Source organism: Gammaproteobacteria bacterium, assembly GCA_021648145.1.
Taxonomy (GTDB): Bacteria; Pseudomonadota; Gammaproteobacteria; order JAADGQ01; family JAADGQ01; genus S141-38.
In genome coordinates, this window is record JAKITI010000005.1 from 133,927 (window position 1) to 158,647 (window position 24,721).

At 42.9% G+C, this 24,721-nt stretch carries 28 protein-coding genes, 1 tRNA gene and 1 pseudogene; 9 read left to right on the plus strand and 21 right to left on the minus strand.

The window, feature by feature from the left end:
• Nucleotides 1-2: 2 nt before the first annotated feature.
• Complete coding sequence (locus L3J70_04830) at nucleotides 3-734, minus strand: YceH family protein (GenBank protein MCF6235687.1); 732 nt, start codon at nucleotides 732-734, stop codon at nucleotides 3-5.
• Nucleotides 735-760: 26 nt separating this feature from the next.
• On the opposite strand from L3J70_04830, the gene L3J70_04835 reads away from it, so the two are divergent.
• Nucleotides 761-1,588: an RNA pseudouridine synthase gene (locus L3J70_04835; GenBank protein MCF6235688.1), complete on the plus strand. Its 828-nt coding sequence runs from the start codon at nucleotides 761-763 to the stop codon at nucleotides 1,586-1,588.
• Between the two features lie 3 nt (nucleotides 1,589-1,591).
• Here L3J70_04835 and rsgA read toward each other — a convergent pair whose 3' ends face one another.
• Entirely contained in the window at nucleotides 1,592-2,596 is a 1,005-nt protein-coding gene (rsgA, locus tag L3J70_04840) for a small ribosomal subunit biogenesis GTPase RsgA (protein MCF6235689.1), read from the minus strand.
• A gap of 111 nt (nucleotides 2,597-2,707) precedes the next feature.
• On the opposite strand from rsgA, the gene L3J70_04845 reads away from it, so the two are divergent.
• A complete protein-coding gene (locus L3J70_04845; protein MCF6235690.1) occupies nucleotides 2,708-2,881 on the plus strand; it encodes a hypothetical protein in 174 nt (57 codons plus the stop codon).
• A 140-nt stretch (nucleotides 2,882-3,021) separates the two neighbouring features.
• Complete coding sequence (gene msbA / locus L3J70_04850) at nucleotides 3,022-4,752, plus strand: lipid A export permease/ATP-binding protein MsbA (protein MCF6235691.1); 1,731 nt, start codon at nucleotides 3,022-3,024, stop codon at nucleotides 4,750-4,752.
• A gap of 9 nt (nucleotides 4,753-4,761) precedes the next feature.
• Here the strand turns inward: msbA and prmA are convergent, their stop codons facing one another.
• From prmA to L3J70_04875, 5 genes are all read right to left on the minus strand, one after another.
• Entirely contained in the window at nucleotides 4,762-5,640 is an 879-nt protein-coding gene (gene prmA, locus L3J70_04855; protein MCF6235692.1) for a 50S ribosomal protein L11 methyltransferase, read from the minus strand.
• 66 nt (nucleotides 5,641-5,706) lie between these two features.
• On the minus strand, nucleotides 5,707-7,050 hold the full coding sequence (accC, locus tag L3J70_04860) for an acetyl-CoA carboxylase biotin carboxylase subunit (protein ID MCF6235693.1): 1,344 nt from the start codon (nucleotides 7,048-7,050) through the stop codon (nucleotides 5,707-5,709).
• Between the two features lie 47 nt (nucleotides 7,051-7,097).
• On the minus strand, nucleotides 7,098-7,529 hold the full coding sequence (accB, locus tag L3J70_04865; GenBank protein MCF6235694.1) for an acetyl-CoA carboxylase biotin carboxyl carrier protein: 432 nt from the start codon (nucleotides 7,527-7,529) through the stop codon (nucleotides 7,098-7,100).
• On the minus strand, nucleotides 7,516-7,998 hold the full coding sequence (gene aroQ / locus L3J70_04870) for a type II 3-dehydroquinate dehydratase (protein ID MCF6235695.1): 483 nt from the start codon (nucleotides 7,996-7,998) through the stop codon (nucleotides 7,516-7,518). Before aroQ ends, accB begins: the two co-directional genes overlap by 14 nt.
• A gap of 102 nt (nucleotides 7,999-8,100) precedes the next feature.
• Entirely contained in the window at nucleotides 8,101-9,969 is a 1,869-nt protein-coding gene (locus tag L3J70_04875; GenBank protein MCF6235696.1) for a protein-disulfide reductase DsbD, read from the minus strand.
• Nucleotides 9,970-10,140: 171 nt separating this feature from the next.
• Here L3J70_04875 and L3J70_04880 point away from each other — a divergent pair, with 171 nt between their 5' ends.
• Complete coding sequence (locus L3J70_04880) at nucleotides 10,141-10,623, plus strand: FxsA family protein (GenBank protein ID MCF6235697.1); 483 nt, start codon at nucleotides 10,141-10,143, stop codon at nucleotides 10,621-10,623.
• A gap of 19 nt (nucleotides 10,624-10,642) precedes the next feature.
• On the opposite strand, the gene L3J70_04885 is transcribed toward L3J70_04880, so the two are convergent.
• Complete coding sequence (locus L3J70_04885) at nucleotides 10,643-11,410, minus strand: ABC transporter permease (protein ID MCF6235698.1); 768 nt, start codon at nucleotides 11,408-11,410, stop codon at nucleotides 10,643-10,645.
• Between the two features lie 112 nt (nucleotides 11,411-11,522).
• Nucleotides 11,523-12,755 carry an ATP-binding cassette domain-containing protein gene (locus tag L3J70_04890; GenBank protein ID MCF6235699.1) on the minus strand — a complete coding sequence of 411 codons (1,233 nt, stop codon included), beginning with the start codon at nucleotides 12,753-12,755 and terminating at the stop codon, nucleotides 11,523-11,525.
• A 206-nt stretch (nucleotides 12,756-12,961) separates the two neighbouring features.
• On the opposite strand from L3J70_04890, the gene L3J70_04895 reads away from it, so the two are divergent.
• Nucleotides 12,962-13,264, plus strand: a complete 303-nt coding sequence (locus tag L3J70_04895; protein ID MCF6235700.1) for a helix-turn-helix domain-containing protein — start codon at nucleotides 12,962-12,964, stop codon at nucleotides 13,262-13,264.
• On the plus strand, nucleotides 13,261-14,493 hold the full coding sequence (locus L3J70_04900) for a type II toxin-antitoxin system HipA family toxin (protein MCF6235701.1): 1,233 nt from the start codon (nucleotides 13,261-13,263) through the stop codon (nucleotides 14,491-14,493). Before L3J70_04895 ends, L3J70_04900 begins: the two co-directional genes overlap by 4 nt.
• A 12-nt stretch (nucleotides 14,494-14,505) precedes the next feature.
• Here L3J70_04900 and L3J70_04905 read toward each other — a convergent pair whose 3' ends face one another.
• Both L3J70_04905 and L3J70_04910 read right to left on the minus strand, forming a co-directional pair.
• Nucleotides 14,506-14,751, minus strand: a complete 246-nt coding sequence (locus L3J70_04905; GenBank protein ID MCF6235702.1) for a DUF4143 domain-containing protein — start codon at nucleotides 14,749-14,751, stop codon at nucleotides 14,506-14,508.
• Nucleotides 14,748-15,059: a DUF4143 domain-containing protein gene (locus L3J70_04910; protein MCF6235703.1), complete on the minus strand. Its 312-nt coding sequence runs from the start codon at nucleotides 15,057-15,059 to the stop codon at nucleotides 14,748-14,750. The genes L3J70_04905 and L3J70_04910 overlap by 4 nt, the downstream gene beginning before the upstream one ends.
• Here L3J70_04910 and L3J70_04915 point away from each other — a divergent pair.
• A pseudogene (locus L3J70_04915) lies at nucleotides 15,033-15,296 on the plus strand (PIN domain-containing protein). The gene L3J70_04910 and the pseudogene L3J70_04915 overlap by 27 nt on opposite strands.
• Nucleotides 15,297-15,582: 286 nt before the next feature.
• Here the strand turns inward: L3J70_04915 and L3J70_04920 are convergent.
• The 7 genes from L3J70_04920 to L3J70_04950 form a co-directional block, all read right to left on the minus strand.
• Nucleotides 15,583-16,032 (minus strand): prepilin-type N-terminal cleavage/methylation domain-containing protein, encoded by a 450-nt coding sequence (locus tag L3J70_04920; protein MCF6235704.1) that lies wholly within the window; start codon nucleotides 16,030-16,032, stop codon nucleotides 15,583-15,585.
• 509 nt (nucleotides 16,033-16,541) lie between these two features.
• On the minus strand, nucleotides 16,542-16,940 hold the full coding sequence (locus L3J70_04925) for a type II toxin-antitoxin system VapC family toxin (protein MCF6235705.1): 399 nt from the start codon (nucleotides 16,938-16,940) through the stop codon (nucleotides 16,542-16,544).
• Nucleotides 16,940-17,167: a type II toxin-antitoxin system Phd/YefM family antitoxin gene (locus L3J70_04930; GenBank protein MCF6235706.1), complete on the minus strand. Its 228-nt coding sequence runs from the start codon at nucleotides 17,165-17,167 to the stop codon at nucleotides 16,940-16,942. Before L3J70_04930 ends, L3J70_04925 begins: the two co-directional genes overlap by 1 nt.
• A gap of 137 nt (nucleotides 17,168-17,304) precedes the next feature.
• Entirely contained in the window at nucleotides 17,305-17,919 is a 615-nt protein-coding gene (gene thiE, locus L3J70_04935; protein MCF6235707.1) for a thiamine phosphate synthase, read from the minus strand.
• 3 nt (nucleotides 17,920-17,922) lie between these two features.
• Complete coding sequence (thiD, locus tag L3J70_04940) at nucleotides 17,923-18,744, minus strand: bifunctional hydroxymethylpyrimidine kinase/phosphomethylpyrimidine kinase (GenBank protein ID MCF6235708.1); 822 nt, start codon at nucleotides 18,742-18,744, stop codon at nucleotides 17,923-17,925.
• Nucleotides 18,745-18,755: 11 nt separating this feature from the next.
• Nucleotides 18,756-19,052: a type II toxin-antitoxin system RelE/ParE family toxin gene (locus tag L3J70_04945; protein MCF6235709.1), complete on the minus strand. Its 297-nt coding sequence runs from the start codon at nucleotides 19,050-19,052 to the stop codon at nucleotides 18,756-18,758.
• Nucleotides 19,049-19,258, minus strand: coding sequence for an addiction module protein (locus L3J70_04950; GenBank protein MCF6235710.1), 210 nt, complete (start codon nucleotides 19,256-19,258; stop codon nucleotides 19,049-19,051). Before L3J70_04950 ends, L3J70_04945 begins: the two co-directional genes overlap by 4 nt.
• Before the next feature lie 103 nt (nucleotides 19,259-19,361).
• Here L3J70_04950 and rep point away from each other — a divergent pair, with 103 nt between their 5' ends.
• Complete coding sequence (gene rep, locus L3J70_04955) at nucleotides 19,362-21,392, plus strand: DNA helicase Rep (protein ID MCF6235711.1); 2,031 nt, start codon at nucleotides 19,362-19,364, stop codon at nucleotides 21,390-21,392.
• 39 nt (nucleotides 21,393-21,431) lie between these two features.
• A tRNA-Arg gene (locus L3J70_04960) sits at nucleotides 21,432-21,508 on the plus strand.
• Between the two features lies 1 nt (nucleotide 21,509).
• Here L3J70_04960 and L3J70_04965 read toward each other — a convergent pair.
• From L3J70_04965 to L3J70_04975, 3 genes are all read right to left on the minus strand, one after another.
• Nucleotides 21,510-22,565 carry an undecaprenyl/decaprenyl-phosphate alpha-N-acetylglucosaminyl 1-phosphate transferase gene (locus L3J70_04965; GenBank protein ID MCF6235712.1) on the minus strand — a complete coding sequence of 352 codons (1,056 nt, stop codon included), beginning with the start codon at nucleotides 22,563-22,565 and terminating at the stop codon, nucleotides 21,510-21,512.
• Between the two features lie 92 nt (nucleotides 22,566-22,657).
• A complete protein-coding gene (locus tag L3J70_04970) occupies nucleotides 22,658-23,428 on the minus strand; it encodes a hypothetical protein (protein MCF6235713.1) in 771 nt (256 codons plus the stop codon).
• A gap of 86 nt (nucleotides 23,429-23,514) precedes the next feature.
• Entirely contained in the window at nucleotides 23,515-24,720 is a 1,206-nt protein-coding gene (locus L3J70_04975; protein ID MCF6235714.1) for an HDOD domain-containing protein, read from the minus strand.
• Nucleotide 24,721 lies beyond the last annotated feature (1 nt).

Sequence of the window (24,721 nt, forward strand, 5' to 3'; positions counted from 1 at the left end):
TTTTAGTTCGCATTAATTTTTTCCAATAATTGGTCAACAATATTTTTTAAAGACTCCACATCCACTCGCAAAGCCGATACTTCATCGCGTAAATCATCTAATTCACTGGAGCGTTGGCTGAGGACTGGTTGACTTAAACCTGGTAGTGATGAAGAGATTTCATCGGCTGGCTCAGCAAATAAGTGCTGGTAACGAATCTCCCTTCGTCCCGGCTCTCGCGCCATCGGTGAAACAAAAGGCCCACTCTCTTTTTCGATTAAAGCTTTTAGAGTGGATTCGGCATCTGCCAGTGATGCAAAATGACACATTCGACTCGTACGAGTACGAATTTCACCCACAGTTTGTGGGCCACGAACAAATAGTACCGACAATACACCTAACTCATTTTGAGAAAAATCATATTGCTGAGTCAGCGTGTCACTGAGTTTATGTGCATACTTTAATACTCTGGCTCCAGCCATTTGCTGGTCACGCGCCAGATTCAGTTCAATCAGGCCTTGAGTGGCATCCAGAACATCAGATTCAGAGAGCGCCATCACCGGCTCACGGTTCGACTTCTGATTGCATGCATTGGTTAAGGCACTTAAAGTCAGCGGATAATAGTCAGGTGTCGTCAGCTGTTTTTCAATCAAACAACCTAATACGCGGATTTGGAAAGTATTTAAATCTAGTGTCATATCATCAGTAATAAAAAGAGTAATGAAGGGGCTTTGAAGTATTATAATAAAAAGCACTCGACTAAGGTAACCTTCCTTTAATTATGAAGCTAGAAAAACATATAGATATCGATAGTTCAGACAAAACTGCTGTTGATATTCTGTGGGAGTCAACAGAGTTAACAAAACAGACCATCAAGAAAACTATGACAAAAGGCGCGGTGTGGTTGACCAGAAGCCAGCGTACACAGCGTATCAGACGAGCAGATAAACAGTTAAAACTAAACGACAGGTTACATCTTTATTATGATACGGAGGTTCTAGAAAAGCAGCCTGACGATGCCATTTTAATTGCAGACGAAGATCTATACAGTATCTGGTTTAAACCCTACGGAATGCTCTGCCAAGGTTCAAAATGGGGAGATCATTGCACCATAAACCGCTGGGTGGAAAAAAATCTGAGCCCCCAGCGCCCCGCTTTTATTGTTCATAGACTTGACCGTGCTGCCACAGGCCTGATCATTATTGCACACCAGAAAAAAGTAGCCGCCTACTTTTCCAAATTATTTCAAAATCGCCAAGTTGAAAAGCACTACCAAGCCATCGTACATGGCCAATTTCCTGACCAGAAAATATTGGATTCAGAGGTTAATAACAAACCTGCAATAAGCCATACTACATCCCTTAAATATGATATTGAAACAGACCAGTCAACCATTAAGGTATCAATAGAGACCGGCAGAAAGCACCAGATCAGACAGCACTTATCAGAAGCAGGTTTTCCAATCGTCGGCGATAGACTGTATGGCAAAAAAATGGCTCCATATGATAAAGACCTGTGCCTCACATCCTGCTATTTATCTTTCGCCTCTCCCGTGGATGCTACAAAAAAAGTTTACACCTTGCCGGAAGTACTATTTTCTATAATTTAGGGATTATTCAACATATTCTGCTATCATTTTTTGATAATGGTTGAAACGTTTTTGGCTGATTTTATTTTCACTCAGAGCCATATGGATGGCACACTTGGGTTCACTTTGATGAGCACAGTTAGAAAACCGGCACATTCCTATATGGGGCCGTAACTCTTTAAAGCCATGCAACACATCACCTGCTGATATATTCCACAAACCAAAATCCCGAACGCCAGGGGAATCAATCAATTCCCCTCCGCTCGGCAAATGATAAAGCATTGAATTGGTTGTCGTATGCTTTCCTTCTCCAGTGGCCTCAGACACTTCTCCAATCCTCATGTCTTGCTCAGGTAGAAGATGCTTAATTAAAGATGATTTTCCGACACCAGAAAGCCCGACAAAGATACTGATTTTATTCTTAAGCACATCTAACAACGAATCAAAACCAAAGCCCAGAGTTTGACTCGTTTTGATCACTTGATAGCCAATATTACTATATTCAGCTTCAATATTATCAATCAAGATCTGGCTTTGTGAATTCAATAAATCAATTTTATTAAGCAAAACAATCGGCCTCGCTGGCAAGTTTTCAGCAGCGACCAAGTAGCGGTCAATTAAGTAGGGATTAGGTTCTGGCAAAATAGAAGAAACGATCACGATCTGATCAATATTAGCGGCCATCGGTTTCAGCTTGCCGCCAAACCCAGGCTTTTGCAAAAGCGTCTTTCGCTCTTCAATTGCAACAATTACCCCTACATTTTCATTTTTTTTATCTTGTTGCCATATGACCCAGTCACCACAAACAATCGCCCCAACATTCTGCCTGGCAAAGCAACGAAATACTTTTTTATCCGCATCTTCAACAATCAGGCTTTGACCAAAATTGGTAATCACCTGCCCAGATTGCTCAGATCCCAATCCATGCTCAGATATATTTCCCAATATCTGATCAGACTTCTCTCGTCGCTGCTGCTGCCTGTGATGAATACGTCGCTTTTGCTGCTCACTGATCCGACGTTTAGCCATAAATATATCTCATTAATTCAAATTTTTATTTGATTTTATGTTAAAGTAAAAAACTTGAGCTTATTACTCAAGTATTAAACAAATCTAAAATATAAAGTAAGGTTATAGCAAATGAACGTAGATCAACACCTCAAAGTAGCACAATGGCATATTGAACAAGCAAGATTGCATGCAACAGAAAGCGATTATAGCTGTGGTTGTCCTGCTAATGAGCATGACCAGAAAGCGATCAACGCGGTTGAATCTGGCATTATCAAAGAAGAAAAATCCTGCTCAGTTAAGTAAGCTGACCTGATTTTCCGATAGGGGTGACCTCACCCCTATTTCAAAAACTCCCTTCAAATTATTCCCCATACCTCTTGACCCGCCCAGGGGAACAGGATAAAACAGTTGTTTCAGTTAAATATTCAGAATATATCAACTGCATGAACAGCAAAGCACTTTATCTACGCCTGATGAGCTATGTACGCGTCTATTGGCGTATTTTCATCGTTGCTCTTATCGCAACTGCAATCACGGGTTTAAGTGACCCAGCAATTGCTGCCATGATGAAACCACTGATTGATGGTAGCTTTGTGGAGCGTGACCCTGATTATATAGTATGGGTGCCATTGGCATTTATTGCACTTTTTATGATACGTGGAATTTCAACTTATTTAAGCACGATTGCACTAGCCTGGGTGGCCAATAAAGTAGTGTTAGACTTACGGAAAGAGATGTTTGCCAAGCTCCTTGTTTTACCTTCCGACTATTATGCCAATACCAATTCAGGAAGTCTGATTTCCAAATTCACTTATGATGTCAATCAAGTCAGCTCAGCAGCCACTCTGGTTTTAGTTGTGCTGGTTCGTGATTCATTAGCCATTATTGGGCTATTGGGCGTGATGCTCTACTTTGATTGGCAGTTGACCTTGATTTTTTTCCTCATCATTCCTGTTATTGCTATTGTTATTAAAGTCGTCAGCAAGCGAATGAGAAAGCTGAGCCATTTATTACAAAACTCCATGGGTAATTTAACCCACATTCTGGAAGAGACAATCAAAGCCCAACGTGTAGTTAAAGTCTTTGGCGGACATAACTATGAAAATAAACGATTTAAAGCAACAGCCAACTGGTTGCGGCGTTATGAAATGAAGATCAAAGGAGCATCTGCGCTCAGTGTTCCTGTCGTTCAATTTGTTGGCATTCTTGCATTGGCTGTCATCATCTATATTGCATCAGCCAATCAGGAGGTGACAGCAGGAAGCTTTTTGTCGTTTTTAGCCGCCATGGCGATGCTCTTCTCACCGATCAAGCGCCTAACGAGTATTAACGAACACTTGCAACGTGGGCTTGCGGCTGCAAACAGTATTTTTGCATTTATTGATGAATTTCCTGAGCCAGACAATGGCACCAAAAAAATTAAAAATGTGACAGGGAAAATTGAATTTAAAAATATTCACTTGAAATACAAAGCCAGTGAAGAGTCCGCACTTAACAACATTAATTTATTGATACAAGCGGGTGAAACCGTCGCACTTGTTGGGCAATCAGGCAGTGGAAAATCGTCTCTGGCTAATTTAATTCCACGACTATACCTACCAACTGACGGCCAGATTTTATTAGACGATACTCCTATTGAATCACTCCAACTGGATTGTTTACGATCAAATATCTCAATCGTCACTCAAGATGTCATTTTGTTTAACGATACTATTGAAGCGAATATCGCCTATGGTTCTTCATCTGGCAGTAGTAAAAAAGAGATTCTTGCGGCAGCAAAAGCAGCACATACCATGGAATTCATTGAAAAACTACCGGAAGGTATTAAGACTCTTGTCGGTGAGAATGGAGTACGCCTGTCGGGCGGTCAACGCCAACGTATCGCTATTGCTCGTGCCCTGTTAAAGAATGCGCCCATTCTCATTCTTGATGAAGCAACCTCAGCACTGGATAATGAATCAGAACGCCACGTACAAGCCGCACTGGAAGCGGCCAAACAAGGGCGTACAACTTTGATCATTGCCCACAGGTTATCTACGATTGAACAAGCTGATAAAATTGTTGTGATGAAACAAGGAAAAATTATTGAGACCGGCACTCATCAAACATTGTTGAATAAAAAAGGCGCTTATTCAAAACTTTACACACTACAATTTGAACAGGGAAGTGTTTAGCTCGGATAATTACTCAACCACACGCTGCCCAAACAGCAGCACCCAACCCTCTTTTTGAACAGGTGGTTTGATATCAAACCAAGCTGAGTAAGCCTTAGCAACGGCATCAGCCTGTTCGCTTAATATTCCTGACAGAGCAATTTGCCCGCCTATTTTGACTCTTGAAGCTAGTTCAGAGGCCAGTTCAATCAACGGTTGGGCTAGAATATTTGCAACCATGATATCGACAGGCTCGACTTCAGCCTCTTCTGGTAGTTTGACAACGATACGCGTTTGAACACTATTTTTTTGTGCATTATCCAAGGTAGCTTCAAGTGCCTGTGAGTCGTGGTCAATCGCCACAACCTGCACTGCACCCAGTTTGGCGGCGGCAATTGCAAGAATTCCAGAGCCACAGCCATAATCCACTACTTGCTGGTCAGCCAAGTCAGTTTGATCCAGAAACGAGAGGCAAAGCGCTGTCGTCGGGTGCGTGCCCGTTCCAAAAGCAAGGCCAGGATCGAGTAAAATATTCACTGCTTCAGGGTCAGGAGCCACTGTCCAGCTCGGTATAATCCAGAGACGAGAGCCAAAACGTATAGGATGAAAATCATCCATCCAGGCACGCTCCCAAACTTTGTATTCTAACTCTTCAATCGCAAAATCAGGCAGTTTTTCTTCACCACGGGTTTCATATAATTGCTTTAAAGCAACATCAACATCACTTTGAGTTTCAAACAGAGCGATCACATAGTTCCCTTTCCACAACGCTGTTTCACCCAGTGGCGGCTCATAAAGTGGTTCATCACCGCTGTCTTGCAGTGTGACAGCCAGCGCACCGATGTCTGAAAGCTGTTCAGAGAGTGGCTCAACAGCCGATTGCTTTACTTCAAATTTCAACTGAAACATAAGAATCTTAAGAGTGTAGAAAGAGTGCATTGACCGAATTTTCATCGGTCAGCAACAAGGTTTGAGCTATTGCAGCCCTAATTTTTTTTCTAAATAGTGAATACTTGTTCCACCAGTCTGAAAAGCAGCATCATTCATAATATCCTGATGCAATGGAACATTTGTTTTAATACCTTCGATTGAAATTTCTTTCAACGCCGTACGCATACGTGCCAAAGCTGTTTCACGTGAATCACCATGAGCAATTAATTTACCAATCATTGAGTCATAGTGTGGTGGCACGGTATAACCATTATAGATATGAGAATCAACACGAATTCCTGGCCCACCTGGGGCGTGATACTGTGTAATCATCCCTGGTGATGGCATGAAATTTTTAGGGTCTTCCGCATTAATTCGACACTCAATGGCATGACCATTGAGTTTGATATTTTCTTGCTTGAAGGCCAGTGGATTGCCTGCCGCAATAAGTAACTGCTCTTTAACCAGGTCAACGCCTGTCACCATCTCTGTAACAGGATGCTCCACTTGCAAACGGGTATTCATTTCAATGAAATAAAACTCACCATTTTCATAAAGGAACTCAAAAGTTCCTGCCCCCACGTAACCAATTTGTTTACAAGCCTCTGCACATCGCATACCAATTTTATCGCGCATCGCTTCAGTAATACCAATTGCAGGAGCCTCTTCAATCACTTTTTGGTGGCGGCGCTGCATTGAGCAGTCACGCTCCCCTAGGTGAATCGCATTACCATGCTTATCCGCCAACACTTGAAACTCTATATGGCGGGGGTTGCTGAGAAATTTTTCCATATAGAGTGTGCCATTTCCAAAAGCGTTGATTGCTTCGGTACGTGTCACAGTGATCGCGTTACTTAAAGCCGCTTCACTGTGAACCACGCGCATTCCCCGGCCACCACCACCACCAGCCGCTTTAATAATAATGGGGTAACCAATGCCTTTAGCCAATTCCAGATTCACTTTGGCATCATCCCCCAACGGCCCATCAGAACCTGGCACACAAGGAACACCGGCCTCTTTCATGGTTTTAATCGCAGAAATTTTATCCCCCATGATGCGAATCGTTTCCGCGCGAGGGCCAATAAAAGTGAATCCACTCTGTTCAACACGCTCAACAAAATCAGCATTTTCCGAGAGAAAACCATACCCTGGGTGAATGGCCGTGGCATCAGTGATTTCTGCTGCACTGATAATCGCCGGCACATTCAGATAACTTTCAGCGGATGCCGGTGGCCCAATACAGACCGATTCGTCAGCCAGACGAACATGCTTCAGATCACGATCTGCTGAAGAATGTATCGCAACAGTCCTAATACCAAGTTCACTACAGGCACGTAATATCCTGAGCGCAATTTCACCACGATTAGCGATTACAACTTTATCAAGCATTTTTTTGCTCACTATATTCTGCTGTTTTAAGGTATCGATATGAATAATCAAGCGATAATAAACATCGGCTGCCCATACTCAACAGGCTGCCCATCTTCAACCTGAATCGCAGTGATCACACCCGATTTATCGACCTCAATCTGATTCAAAATTTTCATCGCTTCAATAATGCATACGATATCACCCTCTTTCACTTGATCTCCAACCTCAACAAAAACTTTAGCCTCCGGTGACGGTGAGCGATAAAAGGTACCTATCATAGGTGAGTTCATCGTATGCCCAGGTGGGCTGTCATCAACAGAAGCCGTACTCTGATCAGCAGCCGAAGGTGCCGCAAGTGCAGGTGCCACAATAACCGGAGCTGAAACTTGACTATGACGACTGATACGAACCGACTCTTCGCCTTCGTGAACTTCAATTTCTGCCAGATCAGACTCCTCCAGCAATTCGATCAACTTTTTAACTTTACGTATGTCCATTATTTAACCCGATAATTTTAAAATTTGTTTTTTTATTTAAATAGTCAATGCCCGCTTGCAGAGCCAGCTCATAACCTTTGGCACCTAAGCCACAAATCACGCCCACAGCAATATCAGAAAAATAGGAGTGTTTGCGAAAGGCTTCGCGTGCATGAACGTTTGACAAGTGAATTTCAATAAATGGAATCTCGACAGCACTCAAAGCATCACGCAATGCAATACTGGTATGTGTAAATGCGGCGGGATTAATAATAATAAACTCAGTGCCATCATCGCGCGCTTGTTGCACGCGATCGACCAGTTCATGCTCTGCATTGCTCTGGTAAAAACCCAGTGAGTGACCCGCTTTTTTGGCCTGTTCGTCCAAGCGCCCATGAATACTGGCCAAAGTATCATGGCCATAATGCTTGGGTTCACGCCCACCTAGTAAATTGAGATTAGGGCCGTTAAGCACCAGAAAGTTTGCCATGACTCTTCCTGAAAATATTGGTAAAGCTATTCAGAGGATTGTGCCCAACGTGTCTATCATTGTCCAGACTTTTTATGTGATTTTCTGGGAGTTCGCGGCAACTTAACCTTGACTCTGCCCATTCAAGGCACTGAGTACCCCTGAAAGATGACTTTGAAACTCTTCAAGGTTCATTTCACCTACAATACGGTAACCCCTTAACTCATCACCATTACGATCAAAAAACAGAATGCTCGGCGGCCCAATCAGTTCAAACTTATTCAATAACGCTTTATCCAACTCGTCGTTTTCGGTCACATCCGCTTGCAAAGTCAGCATACCCGACAATATTCGCATCACGGATGGATCAGAAAATACATTACGCTCCATTGTTTTACAGGAGATACACCAATCGGCATAAAAATCGAGCATCACGGGCTGCCCTTGTGCTTTTGCAAGCTGCATTTTTCGCTCTAATCCTGCCAAGCCCTTAATTGATGTGAAAGCCAGGTGCTCAGATACGGCATTCATATTTGTCGAACCACTCGAAAAACTCAATTTTTTGAGTGGTTGCAGTGGATCTTTGCCGCCACTCGCTGCACCAAACATCAGCAACACACCGTACAACAACATGACTAAACCACAACCTTTCCATAAGGTTCGCCAACCTGTTTTTTCAGCGGGTAATGGCTCCAGTGCGCCCATATAAATGGCTGAAATAATCAATAAAACCGCCCACAACATTAAAGTGGCCGATTCTGGAATAATGCGCTCCAACATCCAGATGGCAACGGCCAGCAACAACACCCCAAAAACAGCTTTGACTGCATTCATCCAGCCACCACTTTTCGGCAACCACTTACCGGCTGATGTGCCAATCACCAATAACGGCATCCCCATTCCCAAAGCCATTACAAACAGCGCCATACCGCCCAGTAAAGCATCACCGCTTTGGCCAATATAAATCAACGCTCCTGCCAAAGGTGCCGCGACACATGGCCCAACAATCAATGCCGATAACACGCCCATCACTCCAGCGCCCATCCATGTTCCACCTGACTGTTTATTGCTGTGCGCTGTGAGCTTGCTTTGTAAACTTGCGGGCAGTTGCAGCTCATAAAAGCCGAACATTGATAGCGCGAGCAATACAAAAACCACACTAAAGGCACTAATAACCCATGGATTTTGAAACATAATCTGGACATTTGCGCCAAACAAACCCGCGATCACACCGGCAACCGCATACGTGGCTGCCATCGCTAAAACATAAATCAAAGACAATATAAACGCTTTACGTGTGTCTATCTTTTCTCCTTGCCCAACGACAAGACTGGAGAGAATCGGGATCATCGGAAATACACACGGTGTGAGCGCCAGCAGTAATCCAAATCCAAAAAAGGTTAATATTGTCCAGAAAAAGCCATCATCACCTAATGAGCTTGTAATGCGATCTTGCTCGGAAACAACGGTCGGCGTGATTGATTGGGGGGCACTTTGACTGGGCGTGGAAGCCACGACCCCACCCCCTGATGTACTGATCGCAGAAAGTGCCACCGGCATAGATTCTGTTTGGGGTGGATAACAAAAGCCACTATCCGCACAGCCCTGTGATTTTGCTTCGAGTGTAAATTCAGTGGCTTGATTGTCGCTTCGAAAGATCGTTAAATCAACAACCGCCTGCCCATAATAAACCTCCATTTCACCAAAATATTCATCATATTTGAGCTCACCTGGCTTAGGAAAAGAGACTTGAGTAATCTCAATTCCCTCAGCCTCTTTGATTTTGAATTTAAACTTATCCTTATAGAGGTAATAACCTTTTGTAATATCCCACTTGGCGCGTAGTGTATTTTCATCCACCACATCAACAGTAAAAATAAACGCCTCTTCAGGCCTGAGCGGCTCATTATTAAAAACTGCGCCCACAACATTAGAAAATAACAGCAGTAATAAAACAGAGAAACTCATTAATGGTCGTTTAAAGAAATTCATATACGCTCGATTATTTTAAAGTTAGGAACGATCACAAAGTACACGCTGTTATTTTATAAGATTTATAAATCATTCATAGTGACAGCAATCACCCTTGTGAGTTCGTTCAGCGCCCATATCATAAACTTTCTGGTATTCTATTAACATGTGACGACTATCGGGAATAAAATCATGAAAGTACTGTTTTTACTATTTTTAATCATCCCTATCATTGAGATTTATCTGCTGATTCAGGTCGGCAGTATTATCGGTGCATTTTATACTATTTTATTGATTGTATTAACCGCCATTGTGGGCGCATTTTTATTGCGAATTCAAGGGATTGCGACGTTTCGACGGGTTCAAGAAAATATCGCCCGAGGAAAAGTCCCCGCTATGGAGTTACTTGAGGGCCTTATGTTGCTTGTGGGTGGCGCACTCTTGCTAACACCTGGATTTTTCACCGATGCCTTGGGCTTTGTTTGCTTAGTGCCCACATTACGTCGCGGTGTCATTCGTCTGTTTTTATTTCAGAAAATAAGTCGAATGCAAGGTCAGGGGTTCCAGCAAAGAACAGGGCAACAATCACATGACTCAAATATTATTGAAGGAGAGTTTCATAGCGTGGACGATAAAAAAAGCCCTGCAGATAAAAACAATAAAATCGAACCATGAGTATTAACCCCAGCAACACCTAATCTCGTAACGTGTTAAACGAACGTACCGCCCATGCCAATGTGATGCCAGCAAAAGCAAACATCACCAGCAGCCCCGTCATGTAAACGTTAAAGTCGGGTGTGCCAATCAAAATTGCCCGCACAGCATCAACGGCATAATTAATAGGATTTATCGTTGCAATATATTGAATCCATGTCGGCATAAAGTTTTCTGGCACCATAGCGCTGGAAAAAAACATCAACGGCAATGTCATCAAGTTACCGATCATCACCAAAGGCTCTTCGCGCTGTAAAACAATCGCAAAACCGTTTGATAATGCAGCAAAGCCAATACCCAGCAAAAAGACGATCAATAATGCCATAATCACATGCAGGGGATTAAAGCTCATAGCTGAGCCAAAAAAGAGCCATGCAACGATCAAAATAACAAACACCTGTGCGATCACCTGCACAGCGGAATGAAGAATGCGGCTGAGAACAATGGCCACACGTGAAACGGGGGAAACCAGCATTTTATCCACTGAACCGGCTGTAATTTCCCGCAGCAAACTCACTCCCGACCATGACGAGCCAAACAGCACCGTCATGATCAAAACACCTGGAATAAAAAAGTCGATATAACTGGTTTCCGGTGGAAACCCTGGGACTCGCGCCATATTTTGAAAAAGTTGCCCAAAAATCACCAACCAGATGAGCGGCTGAATCAGTGTAAACAGCGACCACATGGGCATTCTGATTGTGATTTTCATGTACTTGGCAAATAGATACCACGTATCTGCTAACATTTATTTAACCTTTTTTAAAATTTTTATATCGAATAAAAGCTCAAAAGTAACGACTTTCACCCTCGTTCCCATGCTCCAGCGTTGGGAACGAGGTGTCACTCTTCAAAGTATATTACTTTTTCCACTTTTCCTGCTGCTTTTTCCAGTCACCCTCTTCCCACTGGTCATCGCTTTTACCCCCGTTGCCCTTGTTCCAATCACCTTTCTGTGGCCGCTGCTCTTCTGATGATTCTTTTTGGAGCTCAGGGATTTTTTCAATCTGTGTTAGTTTTTCTGCACCAGAATCAGAGGCTGTTGAGTCAGCAGTCGCCTCTTCATTACTCTCTTGCCATTGCTTCGCCCACTTACCGCCGCCGCCTTTGCCTGCCCACTGCTTCCACCACTCATCACCGCCCTCTTCTTCACCTGACTCAATACTTGAACCTGTATATTTCAAGAAAACATCATCCAGTGTAGGGCATGTCAGCATCATTGTTTTTAAAGTAATGCCTTCTTTACTTGCGATGGTTGCAAGACGTGGAATACTTTCAGCGCCGTTATCCACATAAACATATAGCTTGTCACTGTCCCACGTTGCTCGACTAACATAATCCAGGTCTTTCAGATTCCAGGCAAATGCCTGAACACTCTTATCAACCTGGTCAAACGTCAGTACAACAGAGTCACCATGAATTGCATTTTTCAATGCTTGCGGTGTATCCAGCGCCTGAATTTTACCCTGACTGATAATGGCGACACGATCTGCCAGACTATCGGCCTCTTCCAGATAATGAGTCGTCAATAAAATAGTCAGGCCAAACTCTTTATTCAGCTTTTCAATGTATTGCCACAACATCTGGCGGCTTTTGATATCCAGCCCCAGTGTGGGTTCATCTAAAAACAGTAATTTGGGACGATGAATCAGTGCGGTTGCAATATCCAGTTTACGGCGCATTCCGCCTGAGTAGGTCGCAACGGTACGATCCAGCGCATCCTTCAGGTCAAAATAGGTCGTGAGTTCTTCGATACGCTCTAGAATTTCTTTGCGCTTCATCCGGTAGAGCTGGCCTTGCAATATAAGATTTTCCCGCCCCGTCAAAAAGTAGTCGACCCCCGTCTGCTGCGCGACAACACCGATAGATTCACGTACTTTTTCCGGCTCGCGATCAACATCAAAACCAGCTGTTATCACTTTTCCTGTATCAAATCCGGAAAGAGTGGATAGCACCCTGATAGTGGTTGTTTTCCCTGCGCCATTAGGGCCAAGCAGACCCATAATTTCACCCTTATTAACCTCCAGATTCAGACCGTCTAATGCCTTGGCACCGCCAGGAAAAACTTTTATCAGATCGGTTATTTTTATCATTTCAATGTTGTCTCATTTTTTGAGGGTCAGGTCATTGCTATCTCTCTTAGGCATAACAATAATACGCCGTATAGTAAGCCTATCAAACGCACCAAGCAATAGCTGAGGGTGAGTAGAACTTATAAATCAACACCAACCAACAATTGACTTTAAAAAGATAATATATTACCTTTAAAGCTGGTATTTTTATTTATCGAGATATTATTTTGCCTTTTGAAATAAAGTCACCACAAGAGATACAACAGGATATAAGCCAGCGATTCAAAGAACGCAGGCTGGTGATGCACTTGACTCGTGAAGGTTTAGCTAAACGGTCAGGGGTCAATACCAGCTCACTGAAGCGCTTTGAAGTGACAGGAAAAATCTCCTTTGAATCCCTTCTGAAATTGGCGCTCGTACTGGAATGTCTAAATGATTTTGACAGCATCGCTCGTGCTAATACCCAACAAGTCTCTCTGAATGAAATTCTGAACAAGAAGAAAATTCCTAAAAAAGGCCACATTAAATGACCGGCCAAGCAGTGAAGTTGCTGAATGTTTTTTGGCGGCATGGAGGGGGAAATATACCGTTGGGACGGTTGGCTCTTCAAGATCGCTCTATTTATTTTGAATATTATGAAACGTTTATCGACCTTGATATTCAAATATCACCTTTCAAACTGGCGCTTAAATCAGGTGCTCAGATTTGTAAAGATGCAATATTTGATGGTTTGTTTGGGGTGTTTAATGACAGTTTGCCTGATGGTTGGGGGCGTTTATTGCTTGATCGCCAAGTTGAAAAATATGGCATTAACCGTAAACAGCTGACACCACTCGACAGGCTGGCTCATGTCGGAAAAACGGGAATGGGTGCGCTGAGCTATGAACCTGTGCTTTTAAGCTACGAACTGTCTCAAAATGACATTCAACTGGATAAAATTGCCAAAGAGAGCCAAATTGTCCTAAAAGGTGAACATGATGAAGTGTTTGAAGAGCTGTTGCTGTTAAATGGTTCATCTGCAGGCGCGAGGCCCAAAATTGTCGCAGGGGTGAGTGAGAACAAGAAAAAGGTGATTCATGGCATTCAAGAGCTTCCAAAAGATTTTTCCCATTGGGTGATTAAGTTTCCATCCACAATAGACCCTAACGATATCGGTGCAGTTGAATATGCTTATAGCCTCATGGCCAAAGCTGCAGGCATCGAAATGCCAGAAACACATCTGTTTGAGAGTGAAGCGGGCAGCCGTTATTTTGGAATCAGACGTTTTGATCGCCAAGGCAATAAACCAGTGCACATGCATAGCTTATGTGGACTGATTCATGCGGATCACCGTACACCAAGCCTTGATTACGAAATGGTTTTGCGAGTTACGCAAGCATTGACGAAGAATATGATAGAAGTCGAAAAAGTTTTTCGATTGGCTTGCTTTAACGTGCTGGCACATAATCGTGACGATCACAGCAAAAATTTTTCTTATGTTCTAAATGATCAGAATGAATGGCAGTTTGCCCCCGCCTATGACCTTACCTTTTCTTACGGCCCGAGTGGTGAGCAAAGCATGCTTGTTGTTGGTGAAGGAAAAAAGCCAGGGGTTGATCACCTTTTACAACTGGGCAAGAAGTTTTCGCTCAGCAATGCCGAGGAGACTATAGAACAAGTTCAGAGTGTTGTTTTTCAGTGGGCGCGGTATGCTCAGGAAGCAGGAGTGACTAAAGGTTCAGCCGATAAAATTTCAAAGCAAATTAATTCCAGAATTTAATTTTTGTGTTTCTTACCAGCTCATTGGGTGTTTTAACGGATTGTAAAAGGTGCACTCGTAAATAACTTGGGGTGCTTCACTCTGTATTTGGCAGGCAATAAACAATTCAACCTCTTGCTTCCCCCCCAGCTTCTCTTTTATTTTATTTAAATTCACGAGGGCTTCTTTAGGGTATTCTGCCGTCTTGGCCTCTATTAATTTAATTTTATCTCCTCTTTCCAACACGAAATCAACTTCAAGACTGTTTTTATCTCTCAAAAAAATAGAGATCGCTTGAAATTATTTAACTCTGCCTGACGAGATAGTTCGTTATAAACAAAGTTTTCAAATAGCGCGCCATAATAATGGGAGTTGCGCATCTCTTCATCACTATGAATATTGAGCAAAAAATTCAAAAGCCCCTGATCTTTTAGATACACTTTAGGGGACTTAATCAAGCGTTTTAGCTGATTATTAAAATAAGGTTCCAGTGTTGTGAAAATATTACTTGCCTGTAATACATCAAACCATTTTTTGCCTGTTGCCGATGTAACCCCCGCATGGAGAAAAGTGAAAGACCTGATCACAACTTGAAACAGATCGAGAGTTTTGTTTCTCGCCTGGATGTTTTAGATTATGGCCAGAAAGCAGCGTCTCATTATGGAGATATCCGTGTTGATTTGGAGCGTAGAGGAGTAACGATTGGTGTGAACGATTTACATATTGCTGGGCATGCAAGAAGTGAGGGGCTGACGTTAGTTACAAATAACCTCCGTGAGTTTGAGCGGGTTGAGGGATTGCGGTTGGATAATTGGGTGTTATAGCCGAGTGATGCAGAAAATATAGACGATATCGAATTCTCGGCAGATGGCGCAAGCTTATCCGCCCTACGTTTTCAACAACGCAATCAATGACACTGACCCCTTTGATTTCACAAAATATAAATTTACCACGGTGTGGTTGAATAGGTGTTGGTATAATAAAAATGATATGGATGGAAAATTTCGAGAAATAAAACTGATGGTTTTTCGGGGTTAAAAAACAAAAAAGCAAGAGAGTTGCCTCTCTTGCTTTTCAGTTCTGGTGCATGGAATGCATTATTTGATGTGGTTAAATATTATTTTTTTCAATTGCGGTGATAGCAACGGTACTGCTAACTGTGCCAGTGGCATCAGCATCATTAGTCCATATTATGCCTGTAGCATTTGGAGTAGGGGTTACAATAAATACTAAACCATCCACACCAGTAGTGATGCCAGTCGCAAAAGTTACGGTGATTACGCCCTCATCGACTGCGGCACTTGCAACTTCTTTGGTTGCAATAAAAGTAGGAATGTCGTTTGAGTTAGTATCACAACCAGCCGCCGCACCACCACTTTCTTGAATACATAGAGAAATAGCTGTTTTCAGGCTACTTATAGAGGCTAAAGCATTTCCAACCTTAGCTTTTACGGTATAATCTGAATAAGCTGGAATCGCCACAGCGGCCAAAATACCAATAATCGCTACAACGATCATCAATTCAATCAGTGTAAAACCTTTTTGTGCTTGAGCTTTCATTTTGCAAATTTGTGTATTCATAAAAATATCTCCAGTAGTGTATTTGAGTTTGCTTCGTTAACAGCGGCATTTTTCTAGTAAAATTTAATCTTAACTAGAAGTGCCGCATTACATTTTGTATAGCATGTTGCGTGCCAGCTTCTACTAAATTAGTTTTTAAATGACAAATGTTTTATAAAGAACAACTCGTTGCACTACTTCGACTCTTGCTTGGTGATATCAAGACAGGGCTGCCACAGTGATGATTGATGCTGGTTATGAGCAATATGTGCTGAAAATGCGCAGGTTTTGATGTGTGTTTATGACTGTTTTTGTAAAATATATTTTAAACCATTGCACCACCCGATGTAGGGGCGAACCTATGTGTTCGCCCATGTTTAGGGGAATCGCCCGAACCAGAGCATCGAATACACAGAACAGCTTTATAAAACCATATCAGGTATAGCAGATAACCCTGATATTGGACGGTATCGCTACGGGCTGCAAAGATTCATGAGGTTTTCCAGTAGTTACCAAATGGTTTTAACGTGCTCGTATTTAATTATTTTTTTGTCTGCCGTAACCAAAGAAACAGCGAGTTTTCTAGCCGTTGCTACAATGATTCGGTCGGCAGGGTCTTTGTGAAAATCACCAGGTAATTGAGTCGCCTTGATACCAATTTCGTTATCGACGGCAATAAATCGCAACCCATCTATCTCTGTGACTTCACTTATCCAGCTTTCAACATCCATACTCAAAACTAAACGGCCTTTTTCTATCAACATGGCAATTTCCCATGCTGATATAGAAGAGATAATAACCTCACTGTCTGCGCTCAAAGTATTTTCAATGGCTTCCCTGGCGGCGACTGATAGCTGATTGTCGCCACTGACAAACCAAACTAAAACATGCGTATCTATAACAATCATTATGCATTTTCCCAATCGTCATCAGCGACCGGCCCTGTAGGTGACTCGTACTTCACAACTGTACCCTTTAATATTTCTAGCGGGGTAGCTTGAGACTCTCTTAATTTTCTAATTTCCAGCGTAGGCTTACCACGATTAGTAATTATTCTACGCTTACCGCTTTGCTCTATGTCTCGCAACACCTCAAGAGCATGAGCCTTAAATTCGCTCTTGGAAATCAACTCCATAACAAACACTCCTTTAAGTGACTATTGCATATAGTCACAATAGCAAGCGCAGTGATTATATACAATAGCGCGCTATCCGCCGTCATGGTAAAGAAGCAAGTGGTGCAGTTGGCGGGGCTCAGTGAAGAGCATGTGAATTATTTTTCAAAAAGCTCCACATAGCACTGCACCGCTTCGGCTGAATCTATTTGACCAAATAGACCATTGATCACTGCCAGCATATTGGCTCCTGCTGCAACTAATTGCTTGCCATTTTCAGGTGTAATGCCACCGATGGCGACGATTGGGCAATGGAGTGTTTGATGCGCTTGTTTTAGAAGCGATATGTTCGCTTGCGCCGCATTGGGTTTACTGGAGGATGGGAAAAAAGCTCCGAAGGCGACATAGTCAGCGCCAGATTTTTCTGCTTGAATCGCTTTCTCTAATGAGTTGTAACATGAAATGCCAATGATGGCTTGTGAGCCTAACTCTTTGCGAGCTTGTAATAGTGATGCATCATCATGACCCAGGTGAACGCCATCGGCCTTCACCTGTTTGGCAAGAGTAACATCGTCATTAATAATCAGTGGAATACGGTATTTATCGCAAAGCAGTTTCAATGCGCTGGCTTGTTGTAAGCGCTCGTTGGGTGACAATATTTTATCTCGATATTGAAGTATGGATACGCCACCTTGAAGGGCTTTTTCTACCGTTTCAATTAATGAACTCGAAGGTATTAGCAGGCTATCAGTGATGGCATAGAGTCCGCGCATTACTTAAGACTTTTGTGACCTGTGACTATTGTTGCCACGCGCCCAGAACAGGCGATTGGGAATATGTTGCCCTTTACCCATGCGCTTGCCTGAATTGAGTGTATCCCAAGTGTATTCCTGAGCTTTTTTGATCACTGATCGAATATCCATATTGTGTGCCAGCAAGCCCGCGATGGCAGAAGATAATGTGCAACCTGAGCCATGGTAGCTGTGTGGTAAGCGTGGCCAATGGTAGGTATCAAGCTGTTTGCTTTCACCATAAAGGGTGTTGACAACATCCTTTGTACTTTCGTGCCCGCCGGTGATCAGCACATAGTGACAACCCACCTCCATGAGTGCTGCCGCGCAGCCAGAAAGTGAGCCCTCTTTATCAGCCAAGGCGCGGGCTTCAATGCTGTTCGGTGTCAAAATATGCGTGAATGGGCATAGAAGTTCGACGATGGCATCACAAATAACGCCTGTGGTCAGCGCACCGCCACCGCCAGCGGCGAGAACAGGGTCATATACCACGGGGATTTCAGGGTGGGTTTTTAAAATGGTATGAATCGCTTCGATAATTTTAGTATGGCCAATCATGCCGATTTTAATGGCCGCCACAGGAAGATCTTCCAGCACAGTTTGTGCTTGATCAATGATGAAATTTGGGTCGACGGTTGTGAAGCGTTGTACTTGCCGTGTATTTTGTACGGTAAGGGCGGTAATGATCGGTGCAGTATGACAGCCCATGCTGCTGATGGTTTCTATGTCTGCTTGAATACCCGCGCCACCGCTTGGGTCGCAGCCAGAAAATGTGAGAATAATGGGGGTGGTACTGGATGTAGGCATGAGCATAAAATTTATGTTCTTTTTTGCCATCGTGCTGGATGGCGACTGCCGTGCATTACTGCAACGATGATGAGTAGTTCTTCTTCTATTAGATAATAGATTGCGAAAGGAAAACGATGAATGAGGGCGCGATGAACCTGCTTGTGAACTTCAGCGTATAAATAAGGGTTATCTGATATTATTTCTAATGAAGTTTGAATTTCATCAAGAAAATCATCACCTAAAGATTTTTGCTGTTTTTCATACCATATTGCAGCTTCTTCAATATCTATTTCGGCCTCTGGTCGTATATGTAATCTGTAACTCACAAACTCTTTCTGATCGCTGCGATAGATTCACTGGCTAAGCGACCTTTGTTTCCATCGGACTCATAAGCATCCAGCCGTCGATCAAGTTCATCTTTTTGTTCGTCTGTCACTTTTATTGTGGCTTGATCTACAGCAATACTGTCCCATAGATCTTCCACTAACTTTATTCGTTCAACGATTGGGAGGGCGTGTAGATGGGCTATCATTTTTAAAATTACCGTTTTTTACTGTCTACTAACATTAGAACATAACACAGAACAGGCGTGAGTCGGTATACTGCGGATACTTTACAATATGCACGACTGAACTATGAACAAGCTGAATGCTCCACAAAAAAAAGCAGTGCGTTATCTTGATGGCCCTGTGCTCGTGCTTGCCGGAGCGGGCAGTGGTAAAACGCGAGTGATTACGTACAAAATTGCTTACTTGATTAACGAGTGTGATATTCCCGCGCGGCATATTGCTGCAGTCACTTTTACCAATAAAGCAGCGCGTGAAATGAAGTCACGTATTAGTGAGATGATGAAAGGTAAAAACAGCCGTGGTTTGATGGTTTCCACTTTTCATACGTTGGGGCTGAACATTATTCGTCGAGAGTTAAAAACGTTAGGCTATAAATCTGGCTTTTCCATTTTCGATACGACAGATTCCGCAACATTATTGCGTGAGCTGATGCGGCGTGAGAATGATGATGTCGATGCCGATGTTATCAAACAGATGCAATGGCAAATATCGCGCTGGAAAAATGCATTGATTGACCCAGCAGCGGCACTGGCAGAGGCCAATGTGAGCGGTGATGCTGTACTGGGTTTGAGTGCAACGCTTTATGAAGCGTACCAGCGTCATTTGAAATCTTATAATGCGCTGGATTTTGATGACCTGATTATGCAGCCGGTTCACCTGTTCCAAAATCATCCAGAAGTTCTGGAGCGTTGGCAAAATCGTATTCGCTACCTATTAGTGGATGAATATCAGGATACCAATGCCTGCCAATATACATTGGTTAAACTCTTAGTCGGCCCACGCGCCGCGTTCACAGTGGTGGGGGATGATGATCAGTCGATTTACTCTTGGCGAGGCGCACAACCTGAAAATCTGGCTTTGCTAAAAACAGAATATCCCACGCTTGAAATCATCAAGCTGGAGCAAAATTATCGCTCTTATGGCCGTATTCTCAAAGCAGCCAATAAGCTGATTAGTAACAATCCGCATGTGTTTGAGAAAAAATTGTGGAGTGATATGGGCTATGGCGATCCCATCCGTGTAATTCAGGCACGCGATGAAATGCACGAGGCCGAACGTGTGGTTTCAGAAATTATTAGCCATCGCTTCAAACACCGCACACGCCATAGTGACTACGCCATTCTCTATCGCGGCAATCATCAATCAAGACTATTTGAGCGTATTTTACGAGAGCAAAATGTGCCTTACCGTTTGACGGGCGGCACATCATTTTTTGCATACAGCGAAGTGAAAGACATCATGGCTTATTTGCGCCTGCTGGTGAATCAAGATGATGATAATGCTTTTTTAAGAGTCGTCAATGTACCACGTCGTGAAATTGGGCCGACAACGGTTGAAAAGCTTGCAAGCTACGCCACTGGGCGAGAGATTAGTCTGATGGATGCCTGTTTCGAAATGGGGTTGACCCAGGTGATGAGTGAGCGGGCGATTTCAAAAGTAAAGCAATTTGCCGAGTGGGTGGTGGATACGGGTGATCGAGCGGCGCGTGGCGACCCTATCGCTACCGTTCGAGAGATGATTCAAAGTGTCGGTTACGAAGGGTGGCTTAAAGACAGTTGTAAAGATTTGAAAGCCGCTGAGCGGCGCATGGAAAATGTTACGGAGCTACTGTCGTGGCTGCAAAATATTCATGAAAAAGAAGATGAGGGCGAAGGTAAAAAAAGTCTGGCCGATATGGTCGCGCATATGATGTTGATGGATATCATTGAACGTAATGAAGAGGAAGACACGCAAGACAGCGTACACCTGATGACGCTGCACGCCGCAAAAGGACTGGAATTCCCCAATGTTTTTTTGGTGGGAATGGAGGAGGAGTTGTTGCCACATCGCACCAGTATTGAAGAAGATAATCTTGAAGAAGAGCGACGTTTGGCCTACGTCGGTATTACGCGGGCGCAACATAATTTAACATTCAGTCTGGCTATTCGGCGCAAGCGTTATGGTGAGATGATTGATTGTGCGCCCAGCCGATTTCTTGACGAGCTTCCTGCGGATGATCTGGTTTGGGAAGGTGGAAAAATAGAGGTCGATCCCGAAGAGAGACAGGAGCGAGGTAAAGCACATTTAGCAAATTTGCGTGGGTTGCTTGGTAATTGAACGTGACCATTAAGTCAGGTATCCTACGCCCCTCATTAAGCGCCCGTGGCTCAGCTGGATAGAGCGTCGCCCTCCGGAGGCGAAGGTCACAGGTTCGAATCCTGTCGGGCGCGCCATTTATGCCAAAACTTCAGTTTTTATAGACTGATCATCCCATAAACACATAACCCATAGATAAGCTGCAAACAGAACAAGAAAACTTATAACATAAAAATAAGATCCAACATTCCAAAAAATAGACTCTATCACTGCAAAGCCACCCAGCAGGATTGATATACTAAAAATGGTCAATAGGGTTCTATTCACGCTTAAACCAAAGTCCATCAAAACATGATGCAAATGATCTCTTCCGCCAGAAAAAGGAGATTCTCCACGCCTTAAGCGGCGAATAATCAGGCATAACGTATCCAGAAGAGGTATAGCCAGAATCCAGATGGCAGCAATAGGTTCCACCACCTTTGTCTCACCCTGAGTCAGAACAATAGCGAACCAGCACAAAGCCCCCCCTAAAAACATACTGCCAGCATCTCCCATAAACACAAGCGCCTGCTCTCTTTTGCCCACTCTCAAATTAAACAAAAGAAATGTTGCCACCACACTGGCCAACAGCAATAAAATCAAACCATTGCCACTCTGCCCATTCAAAAAGGCAAGAATACTCATCAGAGAAAATGCTAACATCGCCAGGCTACCGGCCAAACCATCAATACCATCTGTCATATTAAAGGCATTAATCATCCCAACAATAGCAACAATAGTAAATGGCACAGCCCAACTCCCCAAAGCAATAGAGCCATGACCTGTTAACGCACCCAAATCTTCAATAACCACGCCCCCCCAAACGACCATAATGAACGCAGCAATAAACTGAATAATGAAACGTATACGTGTTGAGAGTGAAATATAATCATCAATAGCTCCCATACCCACTAGCAAAGCAGAAGCCACAATAAAAGCCAAAAATGCAGGGTCATTAATGAGTCCCCCTACAAAAACAGCCAATATAAAACCAAAAAACATGGCAATACCACCCACCAGTGGCACTTGCCCACAGTGTGCTTTACGCGAGCATGGATGATCTACAAAACCGATGCGTGATGCTATTGTGCGAAGTGACCAAAGAAACAACCCTGTTGTTACACCCGCAAAACAATAGATTATAAAATTTTGCATCGTATCCTTACCTTAAATTTATAAAATATTTTAAAGTTGTATCGTCAAAAAGTGAAAAAAATTTACTCTTAATTCACATTTGAATTTAGGTATTACAGGCTTTGTTCTTCCAGCAATTTTTTTTCAGCTGCATTAATGAGCATCAACACGATATCCGTATCCTCTGTGGCTGAGATGATGTCACCTCCAGCAAGCCATGCATTGGCATCTTCTGAAATTGCCAGAGCACGGTTAAATAATACTTTTGCTTTCTCATTTTGACTGTTAGCAATACGTTCCGCACTGGCATTAAGAGCTGCACTCGCTTGGCCTAGATGCTGTCGGGCTAGTTTTTGTGGGGTTATTTTTTCAGCTTTTACCTGTTCGACAGGCTTGATATTCTGAGAGGGCGGCGTAAAGCTTTCACCTTCATTTACAATATAAATTTTCCCTCCCATATAGGGGTGGTTCTGACATTGATAGTAAACTTCTTCTGGGGTATCAAGCGTGGGTGTAAAGTGAATGATGCCTTTATGTATAAATTGCTTGCTGATGCCGCTCGTGATGACTCCAGCACCACGCCCTGACTCATTGTTTGAAAAGTAAAAGTCATGTTTAAGACCTGTATTGATCTTGAAACGATATGTTTTATCGCGCGTTAAAACCAAAGTTTTTCCCTGTTCACCGTTCACTTCATAAACTGTATCCAAGGCTTTTTCATACCAAGGGTATGAAGTATTTTTTATAACCGTTTTAACATTGAAAGAGTTCGTACCAGATGCGCTTGTTGTGTTGAACGGACAAAGCATCAGAGTGATAAACACTAAAGAAGCAAATATTATTGAGGCGAATAACTGGCGATTATCAATTGGTGAATGAATCATCTTAGATTCCACAAAAAGTGAGTGAGGAACGATCCTTGTGAATGGGGTGTACCTGTTTTTCGTATCGGTAAATATGGCGTAACTCTTTAGCGGTTCATGGCTTGCATCGTTTCTTCTGCCCACTGAATCGCTTCTGCATAACAGTTGGTGAGTTCGAAAGGTGAAAGGTGACTGAATTTTGCCAAGTCCCAGTCGGCATGTTCATAAGTTAAAATACACTGAAGCGCTTCCCCCATGATGCCCTCTTTTTTGAGAATGGCGCTCGTTACATGGTCTGCTAATGGAATGGTTGCAATCACTTCTTCTATCGGCGTTTCTAATAGAGCATCCAACGCGGAAAATAGACCGACAAGAAATGCAGATTCATCTTTTTCCCCCGCTTTTTGAGTTAATAACTCACACATTTTTGCACGAACCAAAGTGATTAAAATTAATTCGCTCGGCCTATTGTCAACTTTAGTGAGAGCGATTAATGTCGCCCAATTTCTAATTTTAGCCTGACCCAGATAGATAATTGCATCTTGAATACTGGTTATTTTTTTTGGTAAATTGAAAAAAGCAGAGTTCAGATAATGTAGTAATCGAAAGCTGAGCGTAACATCGCAGCTGATGATTCTTGTGAGTTCTTGTACTTCAGCATCAGGTGCTTGTAGTGCAGCAATGAGTTGAATGGTATTGAGGCGGTTTGTGGGTAATTTTTTACCTTTGATAATTCGGGTCTGAGCAAAAAAGTAACCCTGAAAATAATCGAACCCTAACTCTTTGCAAAAAGCGTATTCATCCTGCGTTTCTACTTTTTCTGCTAATAGTTTTTTGATACCCAGTTGACGCAAAATTTTTACATGCTCAGTAATTGTTGGTCTATCTAATGCCAGGATATCAATTTTGATCAAATCAGCAACTTCAACAAGAGGTTTCAGACGCTCGTGGTAAACAAAGTCATCTAACGCGATTCGATAGCCTTTTTTTGAGAGTTTTTTGAGTGATTCAATCAGCTCGTTATCGACTTCAATATCTTCTAATACTTCAACAACGACACGCTCTACCGGGATCGGTAACGGGTATGCACCAATAATAAAATTTCGAGTCGCATTAATAAAAGCATCATGTTGCCCAATAATTTTATCCAGGCCGATCTCAATAAAAGCATTAGAAAGAAGTTGGTAGGTTGCGCTATCACCATCAATAACTTCAGCACTATTTTTTTCACTACTCCGAAACAGAAGTTCGTAAGCAGTTACATTAAGTTTTCGGTCAAATATGGGTTGTCGGCCAATAAAAATATCTAGCATG

Excerpts from the sequence above, each read along its gene's own strand:
- L3J70_04900 (MCF6235701.1), top strand. The coding sequence starts at position 13,261 with ATGACCGGCCAAGCAGTGAAGTTGCTGAATGTTTTTTGGCGGCATGGA.
- L3J70_04890 (MCF6235699.1), bottom strand. The coding sequence starts at position 12,755 with ATGATAAAAATAACCGATCTGATAAAAGTTTTTCCTGGCGGTGCCAAG.
- accB (MCF6235694.1), bottom strand. The coding sequence starts at position 7,529 with ATGGACATACGTAAAGTTAAAAAGTTGATCGAATTGCTGGAGGAGTCT.
- L3J70_04930 (MCF6235706.1), bottom strand. The coding sequence starts at position 17,167 with ATGGAGTTGATTTCCAAGAGCGAATTTAAGGCTCATGCTCTTGAGGTG.
- msbA (MCF6235691.1), top strand. The coding sequence starts at position 3,022 with ATGAACAGCAAAGCACTTTATCTACGCCTGATGAGCTATGTACGCGTC.
- L3J70_04875 (MCF6235696.1), bottom strand. The coding sequence starts at position 9,969 with ATGAATTTCTTTAAACGACCATTAATGAGTTTCTCTGTTTTATTACTG.
- L3J70_04950 (MCF6235710.1), bottom strand. The coding sequence starts at position 19,258 with ATGATAGCCCATCTACACGCCCTCCCAATCGTTGAACGAATAAAGTTA.
- aroQ (MCF6235695.1), bottom strand. The coding sequence starts at position 7,998 with ATGGCAAACTTTCTGGTGCTTAACGGCCCTAATCTCAATTTACTAGGT.
- L3J70_04885 (MCF6235698.1), bottom strand. The coding sequence starts at position 11,410 with ATGTTAGCAGATACGTGGTATCTATTTGCCAAGTACATGAAAATCACA.
- L3J70_04925 (MCF6235705.1), bottom strand. The coding sequence starts at position 16,940 with ATGATTGTTATAGATACGCATGTTTTAGTTTGGTTTGTCAGTGGCGAC.
- L3J70_04845 (MCF6235690.1), top strand. The coding sequence starts at position 2,708 with ATGAACGTAGATCAACACCTCAAAGTAGCACAATGGCATATTGAACAA.
- L3J70_04880 (MCF6235697.1), top strand. The coding sequence starts at position 10,141 with ATGAAAGTACTGTTTTTACTATTTTTAATCATCCCTATCATTGAGATT.
- prmA (MCF6235692.1), bottom strand. The coding sequence starts at position 5,640 with ATGTTTCAGTTGAAATTTGAAGTAAAGCAATCGGCTGTTGAGCCACTC.
- L3J70_04975 (MCF6235714.1), bottom strand. The coding sequence starts at position 24,720 with ATGCTAGATATTTTTATTGGCCGACAACCCATATTTGACCGAAAACTT.
- thiD (MCF6235708.1), bottom strand. The coding sequence starts at position 18,744 with ATGCCTACATCCAGTACCACCCCCATTATTCTCACATTTTCTGGCTGC.
- L3J70_04970 (MCF6235713.1), bottom strand. The coding sequence starts at position 23,428 with ATGATTCATTCACCAATTGATAATCGCCAGTTATTCGCCTCAATAATA.
- L3J70_04920 (MCF6235704.1), bottom strand. The coding sequence starts at position 16,032 with ATGAAAGCTCAAGCACAAAAAGGTTTTACACTGATTGAATTGATGATC.
- L3J70_04835 (MCF6235688.1), top strand. The coding sequence starts at position 761 with ATGAAGCTAGAAAAACATATAGATATCGATAGTTCAGACAAAACTGCT.
- L3J70_04965 (MCF6235712.1), bottom strand. The coding sequence starts at position 22,565 with ATGCAAAATTTTATAATCTATTGTTTTGCGGGTGTAACAACAGGGTTG.
- thiE (MCF6235707.1), bottom strand. The coding sequence starts at position 17,919 with ATGCGCGGACTCTATGCCATCACTGATAGCCTGCTAATACCTTCGAGT.
- rsgA (MCF6235689.1), bottom strand. The coding sequence starts at position 2,596 with ATGGCTAAACGTCGGATCAGTGAGCAGCAAAAGCGACGTATTCATCAC.
- accC (MCF6235693.1), bottom strand. The coding sequence starts at position 7,050 with ATGCTTGATAAAGTTGTAATCGCTAATCGTGGTGAAATTGCGCTCAGG.
- rep (MCF6235711.1), top strand. The coding sequence starts at position 19,362 with ATGAACAAGCTGAATGCTCCACAAAAAAAAGCAGTGCGTTATCTTGAT.